Origin of the sequence: Flavobacterium sp. CFS9, from assembly GCF_041154745.1 — a bacterium.
GTDB lineage: Bacteria > Bacteroidota > Bacteroidia > Flavobacteriales > Flavobacteriaceae > Flavobacterium.
On sequence record NZ_AP031573.1, the window covers coordinates 288323 to 313200 of the forward strand.

The following is a 24878-nucleotide window of genomic DNA, read 5'->3' on the forward strand; positions in this document are numbered from 1 at the left end:
CAAACAGAAAAATGTTTAAAAAACTTTTTGGAGCCTTAACCGGAGACAACAAACAGGAAAATCAAAATTATGAAGCTCAGACTTCAAACAATAATTATGAAAATGATTATGAAGATAATTATCAGGAAACAGAATATGATCCCGAAACTTTACACGGCACACATTATTCTGTAGAGGATTTCGACAATGAAGTAGCGGAAAGATCTGAAGCCTGGATCGCAGACGAGCGTGCAAGTGGAGAAAATCTTGACGAAAAAGACGTTCAAAATATTTACTTCAATTACAGAAGAGAAGTATATAAGGAATGGAACAACTGTGACTCAGACCAAATGATTCGTTTTGAACATGCTAATTCATTAAAGTATACGGGAGTTCAAACTTCAGGATTTGTAAAAGTAGATGATAACAATCCGTTTTTAGAGCCAGTACATGGAGTAGATTTAAGAACTTATACGGCAATGTGTCTTAAAATAAGCGCCGGAATTGATTATCTTGAAGTATGTAAAGCAATGGGATTTGAACCGGCAGTTTGGGAAGAGCTAAATACTATCTGGCCACAGCGCATGGGAGAGGATACTTCGTTTACTGTTACGACTTTGTTTGGACAATATTATGCTGAAAATGTAACCGTTCCGCAATTAGAGAATCTGAAAGCCGAAACTTCGGAAGAAGGAGCCGCTAACCTTGAAAGAATCAGAACAGATCGTTATTTTTATGAAGAACTTGCCGGAGCAAGACAGGCAGCTTACGAATACGGAATTGATGGTGCTCAGTGGATTCTGGAAAACTTCGGAATCAATTTAGCAGATTTCCAATCTGTTGCCATGCAATGGATGACGGAGCAAAATCAAAATTGGAACTCCGAAGACATTAATGAATTCTTCAATTACCAACAGGAAAAACAAAAAGAGTATGCCGCTAAATTTGCCGCAGAACAAGGTGGAAACATCGCAGACGATGTAAATTTCTAAATTGACTTTTTTGATGATCAAGAAAACCGATTTGCAAAACAAATCGGTTTTTTATTCGTTTTAAAATTTCTTAAAATTCTTTAAAAGCTATAAAATAATACACAATGGAAAACACACCTACATTCTTTGCCGACGGAGAAAGTCCAAAAATGATCGAAGCCTATCAAAAAGCACAAGAAACCTTTAAATATTTTTGGAGAGAATTATCATGGGAATACCGCCGAATAATTCCGGGACTGGACGTTGCCTGTGTAAAACTGGCTTTTATGCAAGAAATAGACGGCGAGACTATAGTAGAGCATATGTGGATTAATGATATCAATTTTGACGGTGATACTATTTATGGCATCTTAGTCAATCAGCCAAACGATTTAACCAATGTTAATAATGGCGATGAAGTACAAATTCCCGTAAATCAAATAAGCGACTGGCTATTTGCTACTCAGGGTAAGACCTACGGAGCCTTTACAATACAGGCGATGCGTTCAGAAATGAATGAAGAAGAAAGGGAAGACCACGACGAAGCCTGGGGATTAGATTTTGGAGATTACAACGATATTCTGGTGGTTTCAGATCAAAAAGAAAAACCGGAAAACCTCATAGAGCACCCAATGAGCAAAAACATGAAAGAAAGCCTTATTGATTTTGTCAAAAATAATCCAGAAGAACTTAGCGTAGCAGACGAACTAGGTTATACTTTTTTACATCGCGAAACAATTGCAGGAAATAAAACCTCTGTTGAAGTTTTACTGCAATCGGGAGCAGACACAAAAGCTAAAACCAGCAACGGCAAGACCGCGCTTGACTTTGCAAAACAACTGAACTGGGAACATTTAATTCCTTTATTGCAATAAACAATACCTAAAAATCCGATTTGTAAATACAGGTTGGATTTTTTTCTATCCCTTTCTTTTCAAACGATAACCAATAGGTGAATCAAATCTCAATTGTAAATCGACAAAGATTAGACCTTAACTTAGTGAAGTTTCTTGTGAGATTTCTCCCTTTGGCTGCAATGATATTACTTTGTTTAAAAAAAAATTTATCATAACAATTTAAAGACTTGTTTTTAATAATAAAGCACTAATTTTGCGGCACCCAAAACAAATCTGCCATGAAAAAAATAGTGCTCATAGTAACATTCGCTCTTCTTTTACCTGCAATGGTTATTGCACAAACCAAAACCGAAACACCCGATATTTTTGCAAAATCTACTAATTACGTAAATGATTTTGAAAAAATACTTACTTCAAGCCAAAGCAAGAGTTTGAGCGACTTTTTAAAAGCCGGTGAAACAAAAACTAAAACTAAAATTACTATTGTAACTCTCTCTTCAATAGCACCATACACTAACCTTACAGATTACTCTTCAGATTTAGAACAATATCTGGTTTCTAAATTAAAGATAGATTCTTCAATTTTAATTGTTTTAAGCAAGCAATTGAGACAAATTCAGATTCAGGGGGTCAATAAACTACGTCCTAAAATGAGTGATCAGGAAATTAAAGACATTGTATCAACTTATGTATTACCGGAATTGAAAAAAGGTGATTATTATAAAGCCTTACAGGAAGGTTCGATTCAGCTTATTAAAAAACTGGAATAATAAAATCTAATTCTTATTACGATTAGAAACTGTTATCCTAAAGTATTAAAATCCGACTTGTTATCGCAGGTCGGATTTATTATTTAAAGAAAAATTCATTCGTTCTCTTGCAATTATGAGCCATAAACTTAGGGGCTTTAAGGCCTTGTGCGTAGTTTATTTTCATAACTTTATCACTAAATAAAAAGGATTATGAAAGAAATATGCATTGTTGAATTTCCGTCGAATCTGGGTTTAAAAGAACCTCAACCCGGAAAAGAACCGGGCGTAAAAAACTTGCCTGACTGGTTATGGAAACACCAGCTTCATAAAATCATTCATCCTAAAAGTATTACTAGACTTGATCCTCCAAAATATTCAAATAAGCGGGATCCTGAAACTCAAATTCTCAATAGCAATTCACTAATCGATTATGCCAGAGAGCAAGCTTATCTGATAAACAATTTACTTTCTCAGAACAAATTTCCTTTTATCTTAGGCGGAGACTGCAGTATACTTTTAGGAACAGCTATAGCCTTAAAACAAAAAGGAAACTACGGATTATTCTATCTTGATGGTCATACCGATTTTATGAATGTCTCGCTATCCGAAACCGGAGGAGTTGGCGGAATGGCAGCCTCGATAGTTACCGGAAACGGAGCAGACAAACTAACCAATATTCTAAATCTGCGTCCTTATATCAAAGAAGAAAATCTCTGGTGTGTAGGAAACCGTGAATATGACGACGAGTATGAAAATGAAATTCGCAACTCTTCTGCTGCCTATGTTAGTCTGGGCCACTTGCGAAAACAAGGTATTTTGAAAAGCGTACAATCATTTCTTTCAGAAATAGAAAATAAAAATCTCGATGGTTTCTGGCTGCATATCGATGTCGATGTTTTGAATGACAGCATAATGCCTTGCGTCGACAGCAGAACTCCAGACGGACTTACTTATGCCGAATTTAACGAGCTGACTTCTCTCCTTTTTCAGAGTAATCTGTTAACCGGACTTGAAATTACCATTTTAGATCCTGATCTCGATCCCACCGGACAATACACCAAAGAGTTTGTAAATCACTTTTCGGCTACTTTTAATCAACATATCCATTTAGGCACTTAAATCAAATTTGAAAAAACGTATTTTAACTCATTCCATCGATAAAACTTAAAACCTCTTATCATCATGAATACAGCCGTACAAGATTATAACCATGCACAAAGCAGCTCTGATCAGGAAATCTGCAATCAGCTCGCTGCTTTAATCGACGAAAATCTGCCGGATGCCGAAAACAAAATCTGGCACGCACATCCGGTTTGGTTTTTAGAAGGTAATCCTATTGTAGGCTACAGCAAACTAAAAAGGGATGTCCGGTTATTGTTTTGGAGCGGTCAGTCGTTTGATGAAGAACAACTTGTTAATGAAGGTTCTTTCAAGGCTGCAGAATTCCGCTATACCTCAAGCAATCAAATTGTTCCGTCAGATATAAAACGCTGGCTTCAAAAAGCAAAAGAAATTCAGTGGGACTATAAAAACATTGTCAAGCGTAAGGGAGTTTTAATACGATTGAAATAATTTAAAAAGTATTATATTCAGTCTTTGAACTAAAAAGCAATCCTAAAAACTCTTTAATTTTTTAAATGGAGAAAGAACAACTAATACAAATACTCATCTATTTTCATGCTCTGTTTGGCGGCATTGCGCTTCTTTCGGGATTCCTTTCGTTAGCATCTAAAAAAGGAAAAAATATCCATAAAAAATCCGGAAAGCTTTTTTACTATACAATGCTTTTATCGGCTCTAACGGCTTTAATTATATCAAGCTTGCCTAAACATGAGAGTCCTTTTTTATTTTCAATTGGTCTGTTTAGCTCTTATTTCACTATAACAGGCTATCGGGCTTTACAATTCAAAAACAAAAGCATCAATTTAAAAACGGATAAAATCATATCCGGAATTATGATCATCACGGGAATTTTAATGATTTTATACAATCCACTTGTAAACCAAAAAATTAATATTGTTCTTACGGTTCTGGGTCTCGTCGGGCTCATTTTTTCGACCAGGGATTTTCTGCTGTTCCAAAACAAGAGTAAGCTTCAAAGGGTCTGGCTTAAATTACATTTAGGAAAAATGATTGGCGGTTATATCTCCGCGACTACTGCTTTTATTGTAGTAAACCAATTTATTCCCAGCATCTACGGATGGTTTATTCCAGGAACAATTGGCGGCTTCTATATTGTTTATTGGATCAGAAAACTCAATAACAAACAAAATCAGGCTAAAATAAATTTGGAATGAAAATAACCCCGGTTCAAAAAAACGATTATGACATCTTAAGAACCTTATTCCTACAAGAAAGGCGATCTACTTTTTATTGGCTTGATTCGTCAGTATTTCAACTCAAAGATTTTGATTCCTTAACTAAAGGAGAAATAATTTTAGTCGCGCGAATTGATGAAACTGTCGTTGGATTTATTTCGATCTGGATGAAAAATCGTTTCATACATCATTTGTATGTAGATCAAGACTATCAAAGTAAAGGTATCGGAAGCGCTTTGTTACAAGCCGCCATTCAGAAAACCGATTTTCCAATTACACTCAAATGCCTTGAAAACAACACTAAAGCTGTTATTTTTTATCAGCAAAAAGGTTTTACCATCAAAGAGAGAGGCTTATCAGAACACGGCCCCTATATTTTGTTTGAATTGACAAAGAGTACAAAATAAAACGTGAAAGAAGTATTTGCCTGACCTATTTTTGACGTTCATCAAAAAAAAAATCCGCTCTTCAAAGAGACTTGAAGAGCAGAAATAAAGCTTTTAGTTTTTTAACGTACTAAGAAAAGAGCATTGCTGAACAATAAAACTCCATTTTCCCAAAAACCTCTGAAAAGCGGGTTGTCCATCATATAAATTACGGCTCCGTCGCCTCTTTTGTCCACAGCAAAACTTACCGTTTCGTTCAGTTTTTTTCTAATATCGTTACCTACAAATCCATAGCTCACATAATCTTTCGGAATGTATGCCACGTTGATTGCCTTTTTTAGTAATGAGAATGATCTTTCGTTACTTTTAAGACTGAAATACGTATTTCCTAAGCCGAAAGCCATCGGATAGGTTTTATCGAGTTTATTTTCGATAATGGCACCGGGAATCGAACCCGAGATTTCTCTTCGTTCAGAACCTTCAAAGTCCAGAAAACGCTTTTTAAGTTCGATCTCTTTCTCTTCTTTTTCTGATTTTTCTTTATCCTCTTTACTCGCAAACATACTCAAAGCATATCCTTCACGATCCTGAAACAATGAGATTGCATTGGCCATGGCAATAACTTTTCCGCCATTTTTTACCCATTCATCAATTTGTTTTTTTTGATCTTCCCCCAGGTCATAGCTACCGTCTGAGAGAATCAAAGTATTATAATTGTACAATTTAACTCTGTTGAAATTTGCCGTTTCTACGATACTCACCGGATAAGCAACCGTTTCGTCCAGATAAAACCAGGTCGCTCCAAACTCAGTTGAAACCACTCCTTTTCCGGACAGCATTAATATTTTTGGCGCTTTAAGTAAGGTAAAATTCTCCCCTCCGATATCTTTAGAATTGGTCGAAAATCCTGTTGTTATAAAACTAAAATCGGTTTTGATTTTGATAATATTACTGACTGTCTTTTCAAAATCAGTAATTTTTGGATTGTCTGCCCTACTGACAATTAATCCTCCCGGTTCAACCGTAACCGTTCCGAAAACTGCTTTTTTCATGGCCGAACGTACTTTTATTCCCGCCTGATGCAATAAAGAAACGACTTGTGCGGACGTTCTGTTATTCCACGGAACATAAAAAGCGTAAACGGATTCCGGGATGTTTTTTTCTGCAGACGCAATGGTATTCTTTGTTTTAATCTGAACACTATTTTTGACCGCATAACCGTCAACTCCATAAGCTAAAGGAAGCGCCCAGGCGGTAATGTCATACGATAAACTGTCATTTAACTTTTGATTGGGCTCAAACAAAACCTGCGTTAAAACCGATCTTGGCTGATCGGCTTTAATAATCAAATCATTGACTTCGATCTTAAAACTCTCATTCTTCTTGGTTTGATAATGAAATCCCGAAGCACTTCCTGAAGCGTCCGCATAGCTATATTCAACATCATTCTTTTGAAGCAGCTCCACCAATTGTTCCAGTTTAGGATTATTTTTCAAAACATACGTATTGTAAACCCCTTTGGCTTTTTTACGAGCATTGATATGAAAATCCCTAAAACCTTTCAGTAATACTTCTTTTTGTGAAGCAGCGCTTTCTACCACCGTCAAAACTGCGGCTGCATGCTGCGTCAAACGGTCTTTTATGGTAACATTCGAGCCGTTTTCCATTGTTACTTCACGTCCTGCTCCTATTCCGCCTTTTTCCAATGTAAGCCCCACGGCTCCATTATAGGTCGGATAAGTATCTCCGTAACTCGGATAAAATAAATCAAATCGTTCTCGGGTGTTGTACATCCAATTTTCCTTATCAAACTTCTGCGAAATATTTTTACCTAAAACCGTATAAAAATCCTTCTGATATTGTTCAATAAATTCATGCAGAGGTTCTGCAGCCGGCGGGAAAAAATAAGGGGAATTGTAACTCATTTCATGCACATCAGTATGCACTTGTGGCATCCATTGATTGTACAATTTAATGCGCTGCTGCGATTCAATTTGCGTCTGCCAGGCCCAGTCGCGGTTCAAATCAAAAAGATAATGATTGTATCTTCCGCCTGGCCAGACTTCCATATGCTCTCTGTCGTACAAACCCGGATGTGTTTTTTTTCCGGAGATTTCTCTCAGCCAGTTTCCATATCTTGAATAACCGTCGGGATTGATACATGGATCAAGAATTACAATGGTATTTTTAAGCCACTGCTTTGTAGCTTCGTTGGAGGAATTCAAAAGTTCATAGGCCACGGTTAAGGCACTTTCGGTTCCGGCAAACTCATTTCCGTGAACATTAAAACTCAGCCAGACAATAATTTTATTTTCAACTCCACTCGTTTTTTTATCTGATAGTCCGATTGCAGCTAAATTATTATTTCTGATTTGTTCCAGATTGGCCAAATTCTCAGGAGCCGAAATATAATAAACATTCAGATCCCGCTGCTCGTTGGTTGTGCCGTATTTTTGTTTTTTGATCGATTGCGATTGTTCCGTCAGATATTTAAAATACTCTTCAACCTGATGGTAATAACTAATTTGTTTTCCGTAATTCGGAATAAATTCTGAAGGTGCTTTTAATTGTGCAAAGGCAGAAAAAGTAATGACAAACAGCAGAACTGCTACAAAGAATATTTTCTTCATAAATAATTTGGTTTTAGATGGTTGGTTAAAAATAACAATTAACTTCATCTCTTTTCTAAAATCACCAGGAATATTATCATTTTACAGAAGCTATTTCGCAATTTAGCTTACTATTAAAAATTGTTCTGCTTCTTTTCTTTCGGGATTAAATCTGTATTTTTGTTCATCAAAAAAACAGCCTGTTACAATTTAAAAGAACAGTCCGCAGCAAACTGCAAAAATACATCTGATGAAATGAAAATAGATACTCATACGATAAACAATACCCGAATATAAAGTATAAAAGACTTTTCAACTAGACAAGATTCTCTTTGTAATTCCTATTTTTACCCCATCAAAACCAAATTAAAAAAGACAAATACCCCAAAACTCTATTATGGAAGAAACAGCAATTGAAAAATCAGTTTTTGAAGAAGTACCAACCGAAAAAATCTATACCGACAACGCAATCCGTGTTGGCACTTTCTTAGGAGGGCCTTTGGTTGCGGGGTATTTTTTAGCGGAGAATTTTAAGGTTTTTGGTGATTCCGGCAAAGCTAAAAGAACCTGGATTATAACCATACTTGCAACTATTTTTATCTTTGCCCTGATATTCTTAATTCCGGAACACATCAGTGCTAAGATTCCAAATATCGTTTTCCCTTTAATTTATATGGCAATTGCCACTTATTTCACCAAAGAATATCAGGAAAAACAAATTAGCAAACACCTCGAAAATGGCGGCGAACATTTTGCCTGGCCGAGAATCATTCTCATTTCGGTTATTGGTATTTCAGTTCTTCTTGGCGGAATATTCAGTATTGCCTTTTTAACCGAAACAGCAAACAGAGGCCTCACAGAGTCAACTAAAAAATATGGCATTATGAATCATGAAATTGCCTATCAAAGCAATATTAATGAAAACGAAGCAGATAAAATTGCTGAGGCCCTTCAAAAAACAACCTTTTTTGATGATGCCATAACCAAGTATGTTTACTTAGAAAAAATCAATAACAACTACGAAATCTCTATTTCATGCAACGAATCGGTTAAAGACGACCCGTCGACCGTTGAGCCTTTTGTTGTATTAAGAAACGATATACAAAAATATTTCCCACACCATAAAATCATTCTGAAACTTGTAGTGAATGATCTCGACAATGTGGTCAAAAGAATTGAGTAGACCTAAGGCGCTCCTGAACTGCTCTCGCTTTGGGATATGAAATGTGATTTATAAAATGTAAGATGCAAGCCGAAAACCTAACAATCTAATTATCTAATTGTCTAATTATCTAATTATAAAAAACCTTGTCTGATTCGCCCCTCAATTTTGTCTCTTAACACCCCTAACACATTGATAATTAAATTCTAAATTTGTATTATAACGTTTAAAACATTATCAGATGAGTACAACAAATTTTACCACAGTTATAATTGTAGACGAGTCTCCGCAGGAAGTTTTCGATGCTGTTACGAATGTTCGCGGCTGGTGGTCGGAAGAAATCGAAGGCAATAGTGCGAAACTAAACGATGAATTTGACTATCATTACGAAGATATCCATCGTTGTAAAGTAAAAATCATAGAAGTAATTCCGAATCAGAAAATAGTCTGGCTGGTAGAGCAAAACTACTTCAAATTCACGGAAGATAAAACGGAATGGACGGGAACTCACCCAACTTTTGAGATTTCGCAAAAAAACGGTAAGACGGAACTTCGTTTTACCCACGTGGGTTTAGTACCGGAATACGAATGTTTTGAAATTTGCAGAGGTGCGTGGACCAATTATATCGGAAACAGTCTGCTTAAATTAATTACAACCGGAAAAGGGGAACCAAACGCCACCGGAAAACCTCAAACAGAAAACGAGAAAAAACTTTCTGAAAAAGAATAAAAAATACAATTACAAGATTCAATAATTGCAATACCAACTATAAATTTCATAAATTCGTTTTACTAAAACGATGACTATGAACCCCATTTTAAGAAATACATTAGCAGTTATACTTGGACTTTTTGTTGGAAGCATTGTCAATATGGCTATCATATTAATGAGCAGTTCAGTCATTCCACCTCCCAATGGTGCTGACGTTACAACTATGGAGGGGCTAAAAGCAACTATGCATTTGTTTGAACCCAAACATTTTCTGTTTCCCTTTCTCGCACATGCAATAGGTACGTTTGCAGGTGCCGGAACAACCGTTTTAATTGCCATCAGTAATAAAACAAAACTAGGACTGGTTATTGGTGCTTTCTTTTTGCTTGGGGGAATTGTAAATGTATGTTCATTACCTTCACCGGTTTGGTTTACGATCGCCGATCTTTTCTTTGCTTATATACCGACAGCGTATCTGGCTATAAAATTATTCGCGAAAAAAGATTCTAAATCATAAAATTCCGCTTTATAAAATAATGAAGAAAATTGGGCTTGTAGGCGGAATCAGCTGGGTTTCTACCATCGATTATTACAAATTGATCAACGAAGGAGTAAATAAAAAATTAGGAGGTCTCCAATTTGCTGAATGTCTGATTTATTCGTTGAATTTTGGCGATGTTCAGGAAAAAACATGGAATCATTCCTATGAACTTTTACTGAATGCCTGCTTAAGTTTGAAAAACAGCGGTGTTGATGCGATTGTTTTATGCGCAAATACGGCACATATGTTTGCTAATGAAATCGAACATGAAATTGGGCTGCCGCTAATTCATATCGGAACGGAAACCGCAAAAATTATTACGAAAGAAAAAATCACGACCATTGGGCTTATAGGAACTTCATTTTCGATGGAAATGGATTTTTACAAAGATCGTCTTAAAAGTTTTGGACTGAATGTCCTGATACCCGAAAAACAGGAAACGCGAGACTACGTACAATATGTTCTAAAAGAAGAACTTGGGAGAGGAATTATCAATCCTGATTCGAGGCAAAATTATATCCAAATTGCAAATGAACTTATCCGGCAAGGTGCCGAAGGTATCATTTTAGGATGTACCGAAATTCCGCTTCTGCTTAATCAGTCCGATTTTTCTGTACCAGTTTTTGACACTACAAGAATACATTCTCAAGCCATTGTAGATTATATACTATCTTAAAAATAAACACTTAGGTCTGTTTAGTGCAATTTATTTCATAACTTAGTTAGCTTAAATCTAAATACCATGACTAAGAAAGAAATCGCACGCGACTTTTTAAAACTCGCTGCAAACGGACATTCACACGAAGCTTTTCGTCTACATGCCGGCGAGAATTTCAAACATCACAATGCTTATTTTAAAGGAGATGCTGAAACGCTGATGCTAGCCATGGAAGAATCAACACGAAAGAATCCCAATAAAACTTTGACGATACACCATATTCTGGAAGATAAAGATCTTGTCGCTGTACATTCGCATCTGAAACAAACTCCTTCTGATATTGGTTTTGCTGTCGTGCATATCCTGCGTTTTGAATTGGATAAAATTGTGGAGTTTTGGGATCTAGGGCAATCCATTCCTACCGAAATGATTAATGAAAATGGGATGTTCTAAAAAATTTTATTCTTCCGGATTCAGATTCAAAAATCTAAAGATTAAAAGTAATGTCTTAAATCTGTAAAAAATGGCACAAAATAAAACTATAGAAACAGAAAACAGTGTTGCCGATTTTATCAATGCTGTCGAAGATACGACCAAACGAAATGATTCTTTTGAGTTGATCAAACTGATGCAGGAACAAACAGGTTTTGAAGCCAAAATGTGGGGACCCGGCATCGTTGGTTTCGGCAGTTATCATTACAAATATGCCAGTGGTCGCGAAGGTGATGCTCCATTGGTGGCTTTTTCACCAAGAAAAGCTGCCATTTCACTTTATATTTACGCGTCACCTGAAAAAAGAGAGGAGCTACTCTCTAAATTTGGAAAACACAAAGCCGAAAAAGGTTGCATTTATGTCAAGAAATTAAGCGATATTGACCCAGAAATTCTTAAAAAATTGATCTCTGTGTCAGTCGAACATATACAAGAACTATATCCCCCTCAATAAAATGATTACACCTTTTCTACTTATAATTCTGGTTTTAGGCCTTACACTATACTTCTTTTTACAGCATCCAAAATTTGGTAAAGCACCTTCAGGAGAAAGATTGGCATTGATTCAGAAATCACCTCAGTTTAAAAACGGCAAATTCGAAAATCAAAACTTTACACCGGAATTGGCTGAAGGTTACGGGTACCCTCAGGTTTTATATGATTTTCTTCTTAAAAAAGTAGACAGGAAAACCCCGTCTGACATAATCCCATCCATCAAAACCAATTTACTGGAACTGCCTCTTGAAAAAGAGGTACTGATTTGGTTTGGACACTCTTCGTATTTCATCCAGCTTGAAGGGAAACGCTTTTTAATTGACCCTGTTCTCAGCGGCAATGCCTCCCCGATTCCAGGTACTACAAAAGCATTCAAAGGAACTGATATTTACAAGGTCGACGACCTTCCGGAAATTGATTATTTATTGATCACGCACGATCACTATGATCATCTTGATTATGAAACCATTCTTCAATTAAAATCCAAAACAAAACAAATCATCTGTTCTCTTGGGGTAGGTTCTCACTTTGAGTTTTGGGGATTTCCAACTGAAAGCATAATCGAAAAAGACTGGTTTGAAAAAATAGAACTCGAGCAGAATTTAACGCTTTATACCACTCCTTCAAGGCATTTCTCAGGCAGAAGCTTTAAACGATGCAACACGCTTTGGACCTCGTTTGTACTGGAAACCAAAGATTTTAAAATGTATCTGGGCGGCGATAGCGGCTATGATACTCACTTTAAAGAAATCGGCAATCAATTTGGGCCTTTTGATATCGCTCTTATCGACAACGGCCAATACAATCCTGCATGGAAATACATTCATAATTTACCCGAAGACGTTATCAAGGCCATGAAAGATTTGAATGCCAAAAGAGTATTTCCGGTGCATTCTTCTAAGTTTTCACTAGCCCCTCATTCCTGGGACGAACCTTTGAAAAAAGTAACTGAATTAAATAATTTATCGGAAAACCCAATTCCATTAATTACTCCGATGATCGGGGAATTAGTCGAACTAAAAAATGAAAAACAGCAATTTCAGCAATGGTGGAAAGGCATAAAATAATCCTCATTCTTCAATTAATAAAATAAATAATGATTGCTTCAGCTTATACCCTGCGCAATGCGCTCCCTTCCGAATTTGAAGAAATAGGAAAAATCCTTATTAGTGTTTACTCACAATTAGAAGGTTTCCCTAAAGAAAATGAGCAGCCCAACTATTACAAAATGCTGGCTAATATTGGCGATTTTACACTTCAACCGCAAACCGAGCTTTTAGTCGCTGCTGACGAACACAATACTATTCTTGGTGCTGTGGTCTATTTTAATGATATGAAAAACTATGGTTCAGGCGGGATTGCTACTCAGGAACAAAACTCAGCCGGATTTCGATTACTGGGAGTTGCGCCAACTGCCCGCGGAAAAGGAATTGGTAAGCTTCTAACACAGGAATGCATCCAAAAAGCTGCTGCAAACAAACGTGCTCAATTGATCATTCATTCCACTTTAGCCATGAAAACGGCCTGGGAAATGTATGAAAAACTGGGCTTCAAAAGATCTGAAGACTTAGACTTTATGCAGGGAGAACTCGCTGTATTCGGCTTTCGCCTCCCGCTTAATTCCTAAAACTATTGTGTAACTAAAAAAATTAAAATGAATACTCCGCTTTTAAATCTGCAGCCTGAAATTTTGGAGGATGATCTGGTCCAATTAATTCCGCTTCAGGAAAATGATTTTGAAAAATTATACAAAGTCGCTTCAGATCCTTTAATTTGGGAACAGCATCCGAATAAAAACCGTTATGAAAGAGAAGTTTTTCAAAATTTCTTTGAAGGTGCTATGGAAAGCAAAGGTGCTTTTCTGATCATCGATAAATCAACCGGAGAAATTGCAGGCAGCACCCGATTTTATGAATATGACCTTGAAAACAAAACGGTTTTTATTGGGTATACTTTCTACGGAAGAAAATTTTGGGGCACAGGATTTAATGCTCAGGTGAAAAAGATGATGCTGGATTACGCTTTTAAAGCAGTTGACAAAGTTCAGTTTCATATTGGAGCGGAAAATTTCCGTTCTCAAAAAGCCATAGAAAAACTGGGTGCAGTAAAAATAGGAGAAATAAACGTTGCTTATTACAATGAGCCATCACGTTATAATTTTGTATACGAATTAAAAAAATAATGAAAAGAATAACTGTTTTCTGTGGTTCCAGTTTTGGAACTGACACAATTTACAAAGAACAGGCAGCCTTGCTTGGAAAAACTTTAGCACAACAAAATATCGAATTGGTTTACGGCGGTGCAAATGTTGGTCTGATGGGCGCTGTCGCCGACGGAGTTTTGAACGCAGGTGGAAAAGCAATTGGTGTACTGCCAAACTTTTTAAGATCAAAAGAAATTGCACATTTAGGTCTGACCGAATTAATTGTCGTGGAAAGTATGCACGAAAGAAAAACCAAAATGAATGATTTATGTGACGGTGTTATTGCACTGCCGGGTGGTTTTGGAACTTTGGAAGAACTTTTTGAAATGCTCACCTGGGGACAATTAGGTTTGCATAAAAAACCAATCGGCATTCTGAACATCGATGGCTTTTATGATTCTCTGATTGAACTAACCAAAGTTATGGTGGAGAAAGGTTTGTTAAAATCCGTTAATCAGGAAATGCTTCTGGTAAGCAATACTATTGAGAATTTATTGTATCAAATGAAAAACTATGTTCCGCCAACCACCGGAAAATGGATCGATGCAACACAATCCTAGTGGCTGAAAAATAGTTCCGGAGAAATTCTTTTCAGACAAATCATAATGCTTTCAGAACAAGTATCAGCGAATCAGTACTTCTAATTTTACAGTATTAAACAAAAAATAAAAATTATGGACACTTTTATTACAGATACTAAAACAATTACCTTACTGCTGGCTACTTTATTCACAGGGCTTTTGGCCGGAATATTTTTTACTTGGGGCAATACTGTGACTCCGGGAATTGGAAAATTGGATGACATCAGTTATCTCAGGGCTTTTCAGAACATGAATCGCAGCATTCAGAACCCGTCTTTCTTTCTGGTCTTTTTTGGTTCTTTACTGTTTTCTTTTGCAACAGCATATTTTCATAAATCAAATACGGTTCTTTTAAGTCTTACTGCAAGTGCTGCCATTATCTATTTTGTCGGCGTTATTCTGGTTACTATTTTAGGAAACATTCCGCTTAACGAAATGCTGGATAAAACAGATCTGGTTCCTATTTCAATTCAGGAAGCAGCTCTCCTAAGAAGTAAATTTGAAGCAAAATGGAACAATCTACACCTATTCCGGGTCGTGGCTTCCATAATCTCTTTTTTACTTTTGATTATTAGCTGTTTACTAAAAACTAAACCATAAATTTCATAAATTAGAAGCCCTGAAAAGATAAATTTTAAACTTTTACATCTCACTTTTCACATCTAACATCTAACATCTCACATCTCACACAGAAAACATGAAAACAGAAAACAACCACTTCGCAAAAGCCGAAATGCTGATTAGAAAACCTGTCTCAGAAGTTTTTCAGGCCTTTACAGATCCGGAAATCACCAGTAAATTTTGGTTTACAAAAAGTTCCGGAAAACTGGAACAAAACACTACTACTGAATGGACCTGGGAAATGTATGGATTTTCATTAACGGTGACTACTCATGTTTTAGAAGAAAATAAAAAAATCGTAATCGAATGGGGAGCCCCTAACGAAACCTCAATAGTCGAATGGATATTTAGTCCGTTAAACGAAAATGACACCTTTGTAAGCATCACCAATTCAGGTTTAAAAGGCGATCTGGACAAAATAATTGATCAGGTACGAAATTCTACGGAAGGATTTACTTTAGTGTTGGCCGGAGCAAAAGCTTATCTAGAACATAAAATCCAGCTGAATTTAGTTTTGGATCGATTCCCTAAAGGATTGGAATAAACAGCCAAGAACCTGAAACCTGAAACTTTAAACAATTTAAGACAATCGTATGGAAACAAAGAAGCCCGAAAACATTGATGAATATATTGGTAATTTTCCAAATGATGTTCAGGAAGTCTTAGAGAGGATTCGAATGACCATTCAGCACGCAGCTCCCGATGCCAAAGAAAAAATAAGTTATTCCATGCCTGCTTTTGAGCAAAACGGAATCGTAGTTTATTTTGCGGCTTTCAAAAATCATATCGGACTTTATGCTTTGCCCAGCGGACATGATGCTTTTAAAGAAGAACTGTCAAAATACAAATCTGGAAAAGGCTCTGTACAGTTTCCTTTACATCAGCCTATGCCTTATGATTTAATTACCAAAATTGTAAAGTTCAGGGTAAAAGAAAACCTGGAAAAAGCAAAAACGAAATAATTCTGTCAGACGACGGTCGGTTAATTTTACTTATTAAACTTCCCGAAATGCCACAAAACACCTGAAGGATCGTGCAAAAAACATTCACTTCCCCAATCCTGATGAACGATAGGTGTTAGTTTTACTCCGTATTTTTCCGTTAAGTTAAGGGCTAAAAGCTGATTGTAATAGTAATCGACATCTTCTACTTCTAAAAAAATCATGGTGTTTTCATTCCAGGTTTTATCGTAATAATCCTGAAGATAAAAGGCCAAATCTCCCGTTTTAAAAACAGAAAATTTAGGATCTAAAACTCCTTCTTCAAAACCTAAATCCTGATAGAAACTTCTGGAAATCTCAAAATCTTTGGCTCCGATAAAAGGCCGGATCGATATCGCTTTATGATTCATAATTGCTCTTTTTAGAAGTTTAAAAAATCAGGTTCCTATTTATCAAAACCCAGTTGTTTTCGCAAATCTAAATTCAGTCCGTATTGTTCCTGAACCGAAATTATCTTTCGTGAATTTTTATTAATATCGTTTCCTTCAGCTGTCCATAAAAAAGGATAAAAGTTAAAAACTTCATCACCTTTTAATTTTGATACTTCGGCTCTCCATCCGTTCCATCTGTTGCCCTGATAGAACTTATCCAGATCATTGTCGAAACAGAATCCTAAAAACTCAGAATACGTAATATCCAGCTGTTCGTACTCGAGATTATCAGGAGAGAAATAATACATTTTTCCAACATCAGTGCCCAATCCTCCTCCATTTAAAAGGTAGAAACCTCCAATAGCATCATCAGCAACCAATAAAAAAGGTGCTGCTTCGCCAAAATCATTGAAAGATTTCCCTTTGTTCCAATCCGGAAGCGTGCGATTGAATTTTGCATTTCCCGAACCTAAAATTCTAATCCAGCCATCGTCGATCAAAAGACCTCCTGTATGGTACACAATAGCTCCCATTGGCGAGCGCGTGGTAACCTGAGTTTTATACAAAACCTCTTTTGCTTTTAAGGCATCAACAGGTAAAATTTCTACTTTATTCTTTGCTGTTTTAATCCAGTCTTCGACCAGAGTCCATCCCGGATCGGCTTTGTCTATAAGTTCTTCGGCTTTTTTCATTTTATTTTGCGCAGTTACTGTAAGAGTTAAAAAGGTCAATACAATTAAAGGAAATTTTAGTACCATCTTAGAATTACAATTTATTTATTCTAACCTTTTTTCAAAATATTACCCAAACCACGACCAATTTGTTCTATAGCTTCCAAACCTTTTGTCAATGGTGTTGCTGTGAAATCATCGTAGGCATCCATAGCAGTCTCTTTACGGTCTTCTTGTGCATAAACCAGAATCAGGTTGTTATCACTAAATGATTTTTCAAATTTCTGCGGTAATCTGTCGAAAATGGATTGGTACGAAACGGACCCTTTTCTGGACAGATTGAAAACAATCAGGTCAGTAGCTTTAATTTCGTCCGAAATCGATTCAAAATCATCCCAGTTCAAAATACTTTTAAAACCTAGTTTGGCATTTAATTTCAATTTAGCCGCAATCTGCACAATAGCTTCATGTGTTTTGTATTCTGAATAAATAACGATCGGAATACTTAATTCCTGAGACAATCGGGAGATCTTTTGCAGCAGCAGGGGAAATCCAACCCCTCTTTCAGAAAAAGGCGGACAGATAAAAACCAATCTTTTCTCCTCAATAAATGTTCTTTGAAACCTGCAGATGAATAAACATTTATCGACATTATTGATGATCGAGTCTACATTTTCACCGAAAATTTTATCCAGAAAGCCAGTTTTTCTAGGCCATCCCACGATCACAATATCCGACATGATTTCTTTGGACGTTCTCGCAATTCCACTTGCCGGATTGTGGTCGATTCTGGCAATCGTATTGATTTTTACTTCTGAAGCAGAACCCTGAATGACAAATTTATCAACCGCTTTTCGATATTTTAAGATGTTAATTTCTGCCTGATCGTTATTCGGTACAATCGTTAAAAGCGTCACCGGATTAGATGATTTTTTATCTTTTATCAAAAGTGCAAAATCCAACAAACTTTCCGTAGCCGACGTTTTGGCTAACGGAATCAGGATATGCTCGTCCAGAATCTGATCACCATTGGCATCTTCATTTGAAACTTCTTCTTCGCAAATCGCAATCTTTTTAGCTGCTTTTTCTGTCGCAAAAGAAGCCACAATACAAGTAATGAGAATTAAAATAATCGTTCCGTTCAGGATATTTTCGTCTAAGATTTTGGCTTTAAATCCAACCAAGATAACGGCTAAAGTTGCAGCAGCATGAGCACTGCTCAATCCAAAAATAAGCTGTCTTTCGGTTTTGGTATATCGAAATACAATCTGCGTAAAAAAGGCTGCGATCCATTTTCCAAAAATGGCCACAACGCTCAAAGTTCCAGCTACAATTAAAGCAGTTGGTCCGCTCAGGATCACGCTGATGTCTACCAGCATTCCCACTGAAATCAGGAAAAATGGAATAAATAGAGAATTCCCAATAAACTCAATTCTGTTCATCAAAGCTGATGAATGCGGAATTAAAGGGTTTAACGCTAAACCGGCAACGAATGCTCCAATAATAGGTTCTACTCCCGCTACCTCTGCTAAAAACGCTGCAAAAAATACCACTGAAAGTACAAATATATAGTGGGCGTGTTTTTCGCTTTCTAATTTTTTAAAGAACCACTTCGCTATTCTTGGAATAACCAAAAACATGATGGCCGAGAAAATGGCCAGTGAAACCGTCAGTTTAATCCAGAAAGCCTGATTCAGACTTCCCTGACTGCTTCCCATAATCACCGCCAAAATAATCAAAACGGCAGTATCTGTTAAAATAGTTCCTCCAACCGTAATAGCCACTGCCTGATTTTTTGCGATTCCAAGTTTACTCACAATCGGATACGCCACCAGTGTGTGAGTGGCAAACATACTCGCTGTTAAAAAACTGGCATTAAAATCATATTTCAACAGATAAAAACAAACCGGAAATCCAATTGATAAGGGTAAGATAAAGGTGAAAAATCCAAATAATAAACTCTTATTCCTATTGGCTTTAAACTCATTCATGTCCAATTCCAGACCTGCAATAAACATGATATATAAGAGTCCGATTGTCGAAAACAAATCAACCGCCGAATTCTTGGCGAGAATATTCAATCCGTGAGGTCCAATGATTACTCCCGAAATTATAAGTCCGATAATTCCCGGAATATTTATTTTTTTCAGTAAAATCGGTGATAAAAGAATAATGAAAAGGATCAAAGAAAAAATCAATACCGGATTACTGAGTGGTAATTCGAATTCTTGTAAAAAATGCCTGAAAAATTCTATCATAATGTAATTTTATCTTCTTAACAATATTTTAGTTTTCCGCAGAAAAAAAGCGCCAAAAGCAAAATAAAATCTCAGAAGTTATTATTTGTCGTTTCTTCGAAAAGCAGAAAAAACGGCTTCTTTAGTGATTGTTTCATTACAAAAATACCTAAAAAAAATGCGAACTTTCTACGAAAATGCCATATTAAGTAATTAATTTTGTTTCGTTGCCAAATTATTATTATTTAATATTTATTTTAACAAAACTGCAACATTAACAATAGAAAATTGAGCGGGATTGCATTATTCAATTATCTTTGTCTTAATAAAAATTGCACAATGGAAGAATGTATCTCTGTTTTTGATATGCTTAAAATTGGCGTTGGTCCCTCAAGTTCACACACTTTAGGACCATGGAGAGCCGCTGAACGTTTTTTGGAGGAGCTGAAAAACGAATCAATTTTAGACCAGATTACACGTGTAAAAGTCGATTTGTACGGATCACTTTCCTTAACCGGAAAAGGTCATGCTACTGACTTGTCGGTAATGTTGGGATTAAGCGGGCAGGATCCCGAATATATTCCGGTCGAAAATATAGCCGGTATTATTAAAAACATTGAAGAACAACACGAAATTATTCTCGCAAATGAATATAAAATTCCGTTTTACTTTCTTCAGGACATTGTTTTCAATAAAGATTTCCTTCCTTTTCATGCTAATGGATTAAAATTTACAGCCTATAAAGCTGATGATTCTGAATATGAATCTACTTTTTATTCGATTGGAGGAGGATTTGTGGTTAAAGAAGAGCGTACAAATGCAAAAAACAACGAGGTTATCAAATGTGCCTTCCCTTTCCCGATTCAAAATGCTGTTGAGCTTTTAAATTATACGGTGACCGAAAATAAATCGATTTCTGAAATTGTTTATGAAAACGAAAAATCGATGCGTCCCGAAGCTGAAATTCACTCCGAATTAATGCGTGTTTGGCATACCATGTTAGAATGCATGTACATTGGCTGTCATTCAGAAGGAATTCTGCCGGGCGGTTTAAATGTTCGCAGACGTGCCTTTGACATGCATCAGAATTTAATCGGTTTATCTAATTATACAGATCCGCAAAGCTGGTTGGAAGAAATCAGAAAAACGGAGGTTAAATTTCGTCAGATCCTGAAATGGGTAAGCTGTTTTGCACTTGCCGTGAATGAGGTAAATGCCTCTTTAGGACGTGTAGTTACTGCTCCTACAAACGGAAGTGCGGGTGTAATTCCTGCCGTTTTAATGTATTATTTGGTAATTGAAAACCATAATGCAGGCGAAAAAGAAATCAAACAATTCTTAATGGTTGCGGGAGAAATTGGAAGTATTTTCAAGAAAGGCTCCACTATTTCTGCAGCAATGGGAGGCTGTCAGGCCGAAATTGGCGTTTCGTCATCGATGGCGGCAGCGGCACTTTGCGAATTAATGGGCGGAACTCCAGCTCAGGTTTTAATGGCTGCCGAAATTGCTATGGAACATCACTTAGGCTTAACTTGTGACCCTATTGGCGGTTTGGTTCAGATTCCGTGTATCGAAAGAAATACAATGGGAGCCATAAAAGCTATCAATGCGGCTGAACTGGCCCTTGAAACCGATTCTAAAAATGCAAAAGTGCCTTTAGATAAAGTAATCAATACCATGTGGCAAACTGCCAAAGACATGAATTCCAAATACAAAGAAACCTCAGAGGGTGGGTTAGCAGTTGCCGTGAACATGGCGGATTGCTAAATCTTAAAAAGTTGCTTCAAATTCCACAAATTTGCCGAATTTTCATTATTTAGTGCTTATCTTATGCCTATTTAAATTCGGTAAATTTGTGGAATTACTTCGTCAGTTCGCTATCGCTCGTGTCGCGTCAAAACTCTAAAGTAAACTTCATGAAAAAACACTTCTTACTTACGGCAATACTACTTTGCTCTGCTCTGATGTATTCGCAGGAACGTTACTTTCTTAATTCTGATACCCGTTTGTATACCTCAACCAATGAGGCTGGTGATTTTTTAGGTTATTTTAAATATGGTGCAGAAGTTCAGCTTCTTTCTGAAAGTAAAAATGGGTGGTACAAAGTAAAATCCGACAATTTCTCTGAAGGTTATGTTCCTGAGCAATTTATTGCAACAAGGTTAAACGCAAAAGATGTTAAAATAATTGACCCTGAAAATCCAATTATTGAAGGGAATGACAATTACTACGGCAGCAGCCATCTTTTTGTTTTAGTCGCCGGTTTAAAAGCAAGAGCGCTCCCGGACAAAAACTCAAAAATCAGAGCTATTCTGTTCACCGGAGATCCTGTAGCGGTAAATTATTTCCCTAAAAATCCGGACGAATGGGTAAACATACAAGGTCACAGTGATCCCGAGTACGCACAATTTACACTTGGGAAATTCCTTGGAAAAAGACCCGATTTTAATTCTTTACTCAAAGATTTTGATAAGCTGAATGTCAATGCGGTTGCAGAACGCAAAACAATTGGCGAACGAATTGTAGAATTGGCCTGGAACAGTGAAAATACAAAACTGGCGCCTGCTTATCAAAGATATTATGAAGTTGTAAAACAATTAAACGACCCAAAACTTCTGGCCGATACGGAACTGAATATCGCTATTGCCAAAGGATTAGCTAAAACCAAAAAACCAGAAGAAATTATAGCTTTCAGTAAAAAAGCGGAATTTGTTTTAAAAGGAATTAAAACCAAATCACTCTTTTTTTCGCAAAAAGATTTAGTCAAAAGCTTTGGGAAACCTCCTAAAAAAGCAACAGTAAGCGACGAATGCGGCATTTACCTCAGTGAGCTCTTTTACTACTATCCGGATTTTGAAGTATCAGTAGACGAAAAGAAAAATCAGGCCGAAATAACAAAGGTTTTTATCAACGAAAACAACAAACTTGTTTTCAGCCCGACAGCTTCTCTGGATCATACTCTGACCGAAAAAGCATTTATTGAAAAATACGGAACTTATATCGGTGCTTCCATGAAACACCCACATCTATACGCTATACAACTGGAAGACAGCGAATTTAGAATAGAATTCAGAGACGAAAAATTATTTACGATTGAAATAATCTTCTATTGCTGATTTCAATCTATAATTATTCAATACTTTTACACATTCAAAAAAACTCAAAAATGTCAGTAGCAAAAAAAGATTATAAAAAAATCACCACAAAGTCATTAATCGAAATGAAAAGCAATGGAGAAAAAATCTCAATGCTTACAGCTTACGATTTTACAATGGCAAAAATTGTTGATACCGCAGGAATCGATGTCATTCTGGTAGGCGACTCTGCATCAAACGTTATGGCAGGTCACGAAACGACATTGCCTATTACTTTAGATCAAATGATTTACCATGCCTCGTCTGTAGTTCGCGCTGTAGACAGAGCCTTAGTAGTGGTGGATTTACCTTTCGGAAGTTACCAGTCAGATCCAAAAGAAGCTTTGCGTTCTGCGATCAGAATCATGAAAGAAAGCGGCGGACATGCTGTAAAACTTGAAGGAGGAAAAGAAATTAAAGAATCTATCAAAAAAATATTAAACGCAGGAATTCCGGTAATGGGGCATTTAGGTTTAACACCTCAATCGATCTATAAATTCGGAACCTACAGCGTTCGCGCAAAAGAAGATGAAGAAGCTGAAAAATTAATTGAAGATGCTAAACTTCTGGAAAAAATTGGTTGTTTTGGTATTGTTTTAGAAAAAATACCGGCACATTTAGCCGAACAGGTAGCCAAAAGCATTTCTATTCCGGTAATCGGAATCGGAGCCGGTGGCGGTGTAGACGGACAAGTTCTGGTAATTCATGATATGTTAGGAATGAACAATGAATTCAGTCCTCGTTTCTTACGTCGTTATTTAAACTTATACGAAGAAATGACACAAGCCATCAGTCAATATGCTGCCGATGTAAAATCAAAGGATTTTCCAAATTCAGGGGAACAATATTAATTTAGACTTACTTAGACTGCTTAGATTTTTAGACCGGCTTAGACGCTAGACTTCTTAGAATCTGTGTATTTAAATATTAAAAAAAAGCAAATCTAAAAATCTAAGCTTGTCTTATAAAACATTATTAACAATAAAGTATGCATCAATTTAAAGAACTTCTAATATGGAAGAAAAGCAGGCTCTTCTGTTCAAAAATTTATAATGCAACTGCTAATTTTCCAAGTGAAGAGAAATTTGGGATAACAAATCAATTACGAAGGGCTTCTGTTTCGATTGCTTCAAATATAGCTGAAGGTTCTTCAAGAAATTCCAATAAAGAATTCGCACAATTTTTAGAAATCGCAATTGGTTCAGCATACGAAGTAGAAACACAACTTCTTATTTCATCCGATTTAGGTTTTATAAATGAAGAAGACATAACTGAATTAATCCCACTTTTAGAAGAAATAATTAAAATGACATCAAGATTCAGGACAACCTTATTGTGAAGTTCAAAAGTATCCAAGCAAATCTAAGCAAGTCTAAAATCTAAGAAGTCTAAGAGAGTCTAAAATGAAAATCGTTTCTAATAAAAACAACCTCCAAATCCTTCACGAAGACAATCACATCATTGTGGTCAACAAACGTGTGGGTGATATTGTACAAGGAGATAAAACAGGGGATAAACCTTTATCTGATATTGTAAAAGAATATATTAAGGACAAATACAATAAACCCGGAGACGTTTTTCTGGGGGTGATTCATCGTCTGGACAGGCCTACAACGGGAATTGTTGTTTTTGCCAGAACCAGTAAAGCATTGTCACGTATGAACGAAATGTTCAGTAATCGTGAAACTCAAAAGACGTATTGGGCTGTTGTTAAAAATAAACCGCAGCAAAGCTCTGCGAAACTCGTTCATTATCTCAAAAGAAATGAGAAAAACAATACTTCAAAAGCACATTTAAAGGAAGTTCCGGACAGTAAACTGGCCAGTCTGGATTATACTGTTTTCAAAGAGCTTCAAAATTATGTGGCACTTGAAATCAATTTACATACCGGCCGTCATCATCAGATTCGTGCCCAGTTGGCTGCGATTGGCTCTCCTATAAAAGGTGATTTAAAATATGGTTTTGATCGAAGTAATCCTGACGGAGGAATACATCTTCATGCCCGAAAATTAGTTTTTATACATCCCGTTTCTAAAGAAAATATCACGATAATCGCTCCTGTTCCCGACGAGACCATTTGGAATGCGATATGATTTTATGATTTAATTGTTAAAATTTCAAGTTTTA

General features: G+C 36.4%; 29 protein-coding genes. 25 read left to right on the forward strand and 4 right to left on the reverse strand.

Translation table 11 applies throughout. The annotated features are described in order from the left end of the window. Window positions 1–11 precede the first annotated feature (11 nt). The 7 genes from ACAM30_RS00980 to ACAM30_RS01010 all read left to right on the forward strand — a co-directional run bounded on the left by ACAM30_RS00980 (window position 12) and on the right by ACAM30_RS01010 (window position 5284). The gene (locus ACAM30_RS00980) at window positions 12–971 is read left to right on the forward strand and encodes a DUF6620 family protein (protein ID WP_369616805.1); all 960 of its coding nucleotides are present in this window, start codon (window positions 12–14) and stop codon (window positions 969–971) included. Window positions 972–1075: 104 nt separating this feature from the next. Next, a complete protein-coding gene (locus ACAM30_RS00985; protein ID WP_369616806.1) occupies window positions 1076–1825 on the forward strand; it encodes a DUF2314 domain-containing protein in 750 nt (249 codons plus the stop codon). Between the two features lie 260 nt (window positions 1826–2085). Then, the gene (locus tag ACAM30_RS00990; RefSeq protein WP_369616807.1) at window positions 2086–2577 is read left to right on the forward strand and encodes a YgcG family protein; all 492 of its coding nucleotides are present in this window, start codon (window positions 2086–2088) and stop codon (window positions 2575–2577) included. Window positions 2578–2769: 192 nt separating this feature from the next. Further along, window positions 2770–3678 carry an arginase family protein gene (locus tag ACAM30_RS00995; RefSeq protein WP_369616808.1) on the forward strand — a complete coding sequence of 303 codons (909 nt, stop codon included), beginning with the start codon at window positions 2770–2772 and terminating at the stop codon, window positions 3676–3678. A 63-nt stretch (window positions 3679–3741) separates the two neighbouring features. Then, window positions 3742–4131 (forward strand): DUF1801 domain-containing protein, encoded by a 390-nt coding sequence (locus tag ACAM30_RS01000; RefSeq protein ID WP_369616809.1) that lies wholly within the window; start codon window positions 3742–3744, stop codon window positions 4129–4131. 65 nt (window positions 4132–4196) lie between these two features. Continuing rightward, window positions 4197–4856 (forward strand): DUF2306 domain-containing protein, encoded by a 660-nt coding sequence (locus ACAM30_RS01005; RefSeq protein ID WP_369616810.1) that lies wholly within the window; start codon window positions 4197–4199, stop codon window positions 4854–4856. Further along, window positions 4853–5284, forward strand: coding sequence for a GNAT family N-acetyltransferase (locus ACAM30_RS01010; RefSeq protein WP_369616811.1), 432 nt, complete (start codon window positions 4853–4855; stop codon window positions 5282–5284). The genes ACAM30_RS01005 and ACAM30_RS01010 overlap by 4 nt, the downstream gene beginning before the upstream one ends. 101 nt (window positions 5285–5385) lie before the next feature. Here the strand turns inward: ACAM30_RS01010 and ACAM30_RS01015 are convergent, their stop codons facing one another. Continuing rightward, window positions 5386–7893, reverse strand: coding sequence for a M14 family zinc carboxypeptidase (locus ACAM30_RS01015; protein WP_369616812.1), 2508 nt, complete (start codon window positions 7891–7893; stop codon window positions 5386–5388). A 376-nt stretch (window positions 7894–8269) separates the two neighbouring features. Between ACAM30_RS01015 and ACAM30_RS01020 the strand changes: the two genes are divergently transcribed. The 13 genes from ACAM30_RS01020 (at window position 8270) to ACAM30_RS01080 (ending at window position 16299) form a co-directional block, all read left to right on the forward strand. Further along, the gene (locus ACAM30_RS01020) at window positions 8270–9055 is read left to right on the forward strand and encodes a hypothetical protein (protein WP_369616813.1); all 786 of its coding nucleotides are present in this window, start codon (window positions 8270–8272) and stop codon (window positions 9053–9055) included. 220 nt (window positions 9056–9275) lie between these two features. Beyond that, window positions 9276–9764, forward strand: a complete 489-nt coding sequence (locus ACAM30_RS01025) for an SRPBCC domain-containing protein (RefSeq protein WP_369616814.1) — start codon at window positions 9276–9278, stop codon at window positions 9762–9764. A gap of 76 nt (window positions 9765–9840) precedes the next feature. Next, window positions 9841–10263, forward strand: a complete 423-nt coding sequence (locus tag ACAM30_RS01030; protein ID WP_369616815.1) for a hypothetical protein — start codon at window positions 9841–9843, stop codon at window positions 10261–10263. Window positions 10264–10282: 19 nt separating this feature from the next. Beyond that, window positions 10283–10963 carry an aspartate/glutamate racemase family protein gene (locus tag ACAM30_RS01035; protein WP_369616816.1) on the forward strand — a complete coding sequence of 227 codons (681 nt, stop codon included), beginning with the start codon at window positions 10283–10285 and terminating at the stop codon, window positions 10961–10963. 66 nt (window positions 10964–11029) lie between these two features. Next, the gene (locus tag ACAM30_RS01040) at window positions 11030–11398 is read left to right on the forward strand and encodes an ester cyclase (protein WP_369616817.1); all 369 of its coding nucleotides are present in this window, start codon (window positions 11030–11032) and stop codon (window positions 11396–11398) included. A 70-nt stretch (window positions 11399–11468) separates the two neighbouring features. Beyond that, entirely contained in the window at window positions 11469–11891 is a 423-nt protein-coding gene (locus ACAM30_RS01045; RefSeq protein WP_369616818.1) for a DUF1801 domain-containing protein, read from the forward strand. 1 nt (window position 11892) lies between these two features. Then, entirely contained in the window at window positions 11893–12999 is a 1107-nt protein-coding gene (locus tag ACAM30_RS01050; protein ID WP_369616819.1) for an MBL fold metallo-hydrolase, read from the forward strand. 29 nt (window positions 13000–13028) lie between these two features. Beyond that, window positions 13029–13559, forward strand: coding sequence for a GNAT family N-acetyltransferase (locus ACAM30_RS01055; RefSeq protein WP_369616820.1), 531 nt, complete (start codon window positions 13029–13031; stop codon window positions 13557–13559). 27 nt (window positions 13560–13586) lie between these two features. Further along, window positions 13587–14114 carry a GNAT family N-acetyltransferase gene (locus ACAM30_RS01060; RefSeq protein WP_369616821.1) on the forward strand — a complete coding sequence of 176 codons (528 nt, stop codon included), beginning with the start codon at window positions 13587–13589 and terminating at the stop codon, window positions 14112–14114. Beyond that, window positions 14114–14695, forward strand: a complete 582-nt coding sequence (locus tag ACAM30_RS01065; RefSeq protein WP_369616822.1) for a TIGR00730 family Rossman fold protein — start codon at window positions 14114–14116, stop codon at window positions 14693–14695. Before ACAM30_RS01060 ends, ACAM30_RS01065 begins: the two co-directional genes overlap by 1 nt. Before the next feature lie 114 nt (window positions 14696–14809). Then, a complete protein-coding gene (locus ACAM30_RS01070; protein WP_369616823.1) occupies window positions 14810–15316 on the forward strand; it encodes a DUF1772 domain-containing protein in 507 nt (168 codons plus the stop codon). Between the two features lie 97 nt (window positions 15317–15413). Next, window positions 15414–15881, forward strand: coding sequence for an SRPBCC family protein (locus tag ACAM30_RS01075; RefSeq protein WP_369616824.1), 468 nt, complete (start codon window positions 15414–15416; stop codon window positions 15879–15881). A gap of 49 nt (window positions 15882–15930) precedes the next feature. Continuing rightward, complete coding sequence (locus ACAM30_RS01080) at window positions 15931–16299, forward strand: iron chaperone (RefSeq protein ID WP_369616825.1); 369 nt, start codon at window positions 15931–15933, stop codon at window positions 16297–16299. Between the two features lie 26 nt (window positions 16300–16325). On the opposite strand, the gene ACAM30_RS01085 is transcribed toward ACAM30_RS01080, so the two are convergent. From ACAM30_RS01085 to ACAM30_RS01095, 3 genes are read right to left on the reverse strand one after another with little or no spacing between them, the layout of a single operon-like run. Next, the gene (locus ACAM30_RS01085; RefSeq protein ID WP_369616826.1) at window positions 16326–16688 is read right to left on the reverse strand and encodes a glyoxalase; all 363 of its coding nucleotides are present in this window, start codon (window positions 16686–16688) and stop codon (window positions 16326–16328) included. 35 nt (window positions 16689–16723) lie between these two features. Further along, window positions 16724–17467: a DUF2625 domain-containing protein gene (locus ACAM30_RS01090; protein WP_369616827.1), complete on the reverse strand. Its 744-nt coding sequence runs from the start codon at window positions 17465–17467 to the stop codon at window positions 16724–16726. A 23-nt stretch (window positions 17468–17490) separates the two neighbouring features. Next, a complete protein-coding gene (locus tag ACAM30_RS01095) occupies window positions 17491–19638 on the reverse strand; it encodes a cation:proton antiporter (protein ID WP_369616828.1) in 2148 nt (715 codons plus the stop codon). Window positions 19639–19956: 318 nt separating this feature from the next. Here ACAM30_RS01095 and ACAM30_RS01100 point away from each other — a divergent pair, with 318 nt between their 5' ends. The 5 genes from ACAM30_RS01100 to ACAM30_RS01120 all read left to right on the forward strand — a co-directional run bounded on the left by ACAM30_RS01100 (window position 19957) and on the right by ACAM30_RS01120 (window position 24844). Further along, window positions 19957–21384, forward strand: coding sequence for an L-serine ammonia-lyase (locus ACAM30_RS01100; protein WP_369616829.1), 1428 nt, complete (start codon window positions 19957–19959; stop codon window positions 21382–21384). A gap of 149 nt (window positions 21385–21533) precedes the next feature. After that, the gene (locus ACAM30_RS01105) at window positions 21534–22733 is read left to right on the forward strand and encodes an SH3 domain-containing protein (RefSeq protein WP_369616830.1); all 1200 of its coding nucleotides are present in this window, start codon (window positions 21534–21536) and stop codon (window positions 22731–22733) included. A 50-nt stretch (window positions 22734–22783) separates the two neighbouring features. Further along, window positions 22784–23602: a 3-methyl-2-oxobutanoate hydroxymethyltransferase gene (panB, locus tag ACAM30_RS01110; protein WP_369616831.1), complete on the forward strand. Its 819-nt coding sequence runs from the start codon at window positions 22784–22786 to the stop codon at window positions 23600–23602. A gap of 137 nt (window positions 23603–23739) precedes the next feature. Beyond that, entirely contained in the window at window positions 23740–24090 is a 351-nt protein-coding gene (locus ACAM30_RS01115; RefSeq protein ID WP_369616832.1) for a four helix bundle protein, read from the forward strand. Between the two features lie 64 nt (window positions 24091–24154). Then, window positions 24155–24844, forward strand: coding sequence for an RluA family pseudouridine synthase (locus tag ACAM30_RS01120; protein ID WP_369616833.1), 690 nt, complete (start codon window positions 24155–24157; stop codon window positions 24842–24844). Window positions 24845–24878 lie beyond the last annotated feature (34 nt).

Bases quoted from the DNA above. Each gene is read 5' to 3' on its own strand.
- ACAM30_RS01120 (WP_369616833.1), top strand. From the start codon at position 24,155: ATGAAAATCGTTTCTAATAAAAACAACCTCCAAATCCTTCACGAAGAC.
- ACAM30_RS01070 (WP_369616823.1), top strand. From the start codon at position 14,810: ATGGACACTTTTATTACAGATACTAAAACAATTACCTTACTGCTGGCT.
- ACAM30_RS01015 (WP_369616812.1), bottom strand. From the start codon at position 7,893: ATGAAGAAAATATTCTTTGTAGCAGTTCTGCTGTTTGTCATTACTTTT.
- ACAM30_RS01005 (WP_369616810.1), top strand. From the start codon at position 4,197: ATGGAGAAAGAACAACTAATACAAATACTCATCTATTTTCATGCTCTG.
- ACAM30_RS01050 (WP_369616819.1), top strand. From the start codon at position 11,893: ATGATTACACCTTTTCTACTTATAATTCTGGTTTTAGGCCTTACACTA.
- ACAM30_RS00980 (WP_369616805.1), top strand. From the start codon at position 12: ATGTTTAAAAAACTTTTTGGAGCCTTAACCGGAGACAACAAACAGGAA.
- ACAM30_RS01035 (WP_369616816.1), top strand. From the start codon at position 10,283: ATGAAGAAAATTGGGCTTGTAGGCGGAATCAGCTGGGTTTCTACCATC.
- ACAM30_RS00985 (WP_369616806.1), top strand. From the start codon at position 1,076: ATGGAAAACACACCTACATTCTTTGCCGACGGAGAAAGTCCAAAAATG.
- ACAM30_RS01030 (WP_369616815.1), top strand. From the start codon at position 9,841: ATGAACCCCATTTTAAGAAATACATTAGCAGTTATACTTGGACTTTTT.
- ACAM30_RS01020 (WP_369616813.1), top strand. From the start codon at position 8,270: ATGGAAGAAACAGCAATTGAAAAATCAGTTTTTGAAGAAGTACCAACC.
- ACAM30_RS01115 (WP_369616832.1), top strand. From the start codon at position 23,740: ATGCATCAATTTAAAGAACTTCTAATATGGAAGAAAAGCAGGCTCTTC.
- ACAM30_RS01105 (WP_369616830.1), top strand. From the start codon at position 21,534: ATGAAAAAACACTTCTTACTTACGGCAATACTACTTTGCTCTGCTCTG.
- ACAM30_RS01055 (WP_369616820.1), top strand. From the start codon at position 13,029: ATGATTGCTTCAGCTTATACCCTGCGCAATGCGCTCCCTTCCGAATTT.
- ACAM30_RS01100 (WP_369616829.1), top strand. From the start codon at position 19,957: ATGGAAGAATGTATCTCTGTTTTTGATATGCTTAAAATTGGCGTTGGT.
- ACAM30_RS01085 (WP_369616826.1), bottom strand. From the start codon at position 16,688: ATGAATCATAAAGCGATATCGATCCGGCCTTTTATCGGAGCCAAAGAT.
- panB (WP_369616831.1), top strand. From the start codon at position 22,784: ATGTCAGTAGCAAAAAAAGATTATAAAAAAATCACCACAAAGTCATTA.
- ACAM30_RS01075 (WP_369616824.1), top strand. From the start codon at position 15,414: ATGAAAACAGAAAACAACCACTTCGCAAAAGCCGAAATGCTGATTAGA.
- ACAM30_RS01025 (WP_369616814.1), top strand. From the start codon at position 9,276: ATGAGTACAACAAATTTTACCACAGTTATAATTGTAGACGAGTCTCCG.
- ACAM30_RS01040 (WP_369616817.1), top strand. From the start codon at position 11,030: ATGACTAAGAAAGAAATCGCACGCGACTTTTTAAAACTCGCTGCAAAC.
- ACAM30_RS01095 (WP_369616828.1), bottom strand. From the start codon at position 19,638: ATGATAGAATTTTTCAGGCATTTTTTACAAGAATTCGAATTACCACTC.
- ACAM30_RS01045 (WP_369616818.1), top strand. From the start codon at position 11,469: ATGGCACAAAATAAAACTATAGAAACAGAAAACAGTGTTGCCGATTTT.
- ACAM30_RS01060 (WP_369616821.1), top strand. From the start codon at position 13,587: ATGAATACTCCGCTTTTAAATCTGCAGCCTGAAATTTTGGAGGATGAT.
- ACAM30_RS00995 (WP_369616808.1), top strand. From the start codon at position 2,770: ATGAAAGAAATATGCATTGTTGAATTTCCGTCGAATCTGGGTTTAAAA.
- ACAM30_RS01010 (WP_369616811.1), top strand. From the start codon at position 4,853: ATGAAAATAACCCCGGTTCAAAAAAACGATTATGACATCTTAAGAACC.
- ACAM30_RS00990 (WP_369616807.1), top strand. From the start codon at position 2,086: ATGAAAAAAATAGTGCTCATAGTAACATTCGCTCTTCTTTTACCTGCA.
- ACAM30_RS01065 (WP_369616822.1), top strand. From the start codon at position 14,114: ATGAAAAGAATAACTGTTTTCTGTGGTTCCAGTTTTGGAACTGACACA.
- ACAM30_RS01080 (WP_369616825.1), top strand. From the start codon at position 15,931: ATGGAAACAAAGAAGCCCGAAAACATTGATGAATATATTGGTAATTTT.
- ACAM30_RS01090 (WP_369616827.1), bottom strand. From the start codon at position 17,467: ATGGTACTAAAATTTCCTTTAATTGTATTGACCTTTTTAACTCTTACA.
- ACAM30_RS01000 (WP_369616809.1), top strand. From the start codon at position 3,742: ATGAATACAGCCGTACAAGATTATAACCATGCACAAAGCAGCTCTGAT.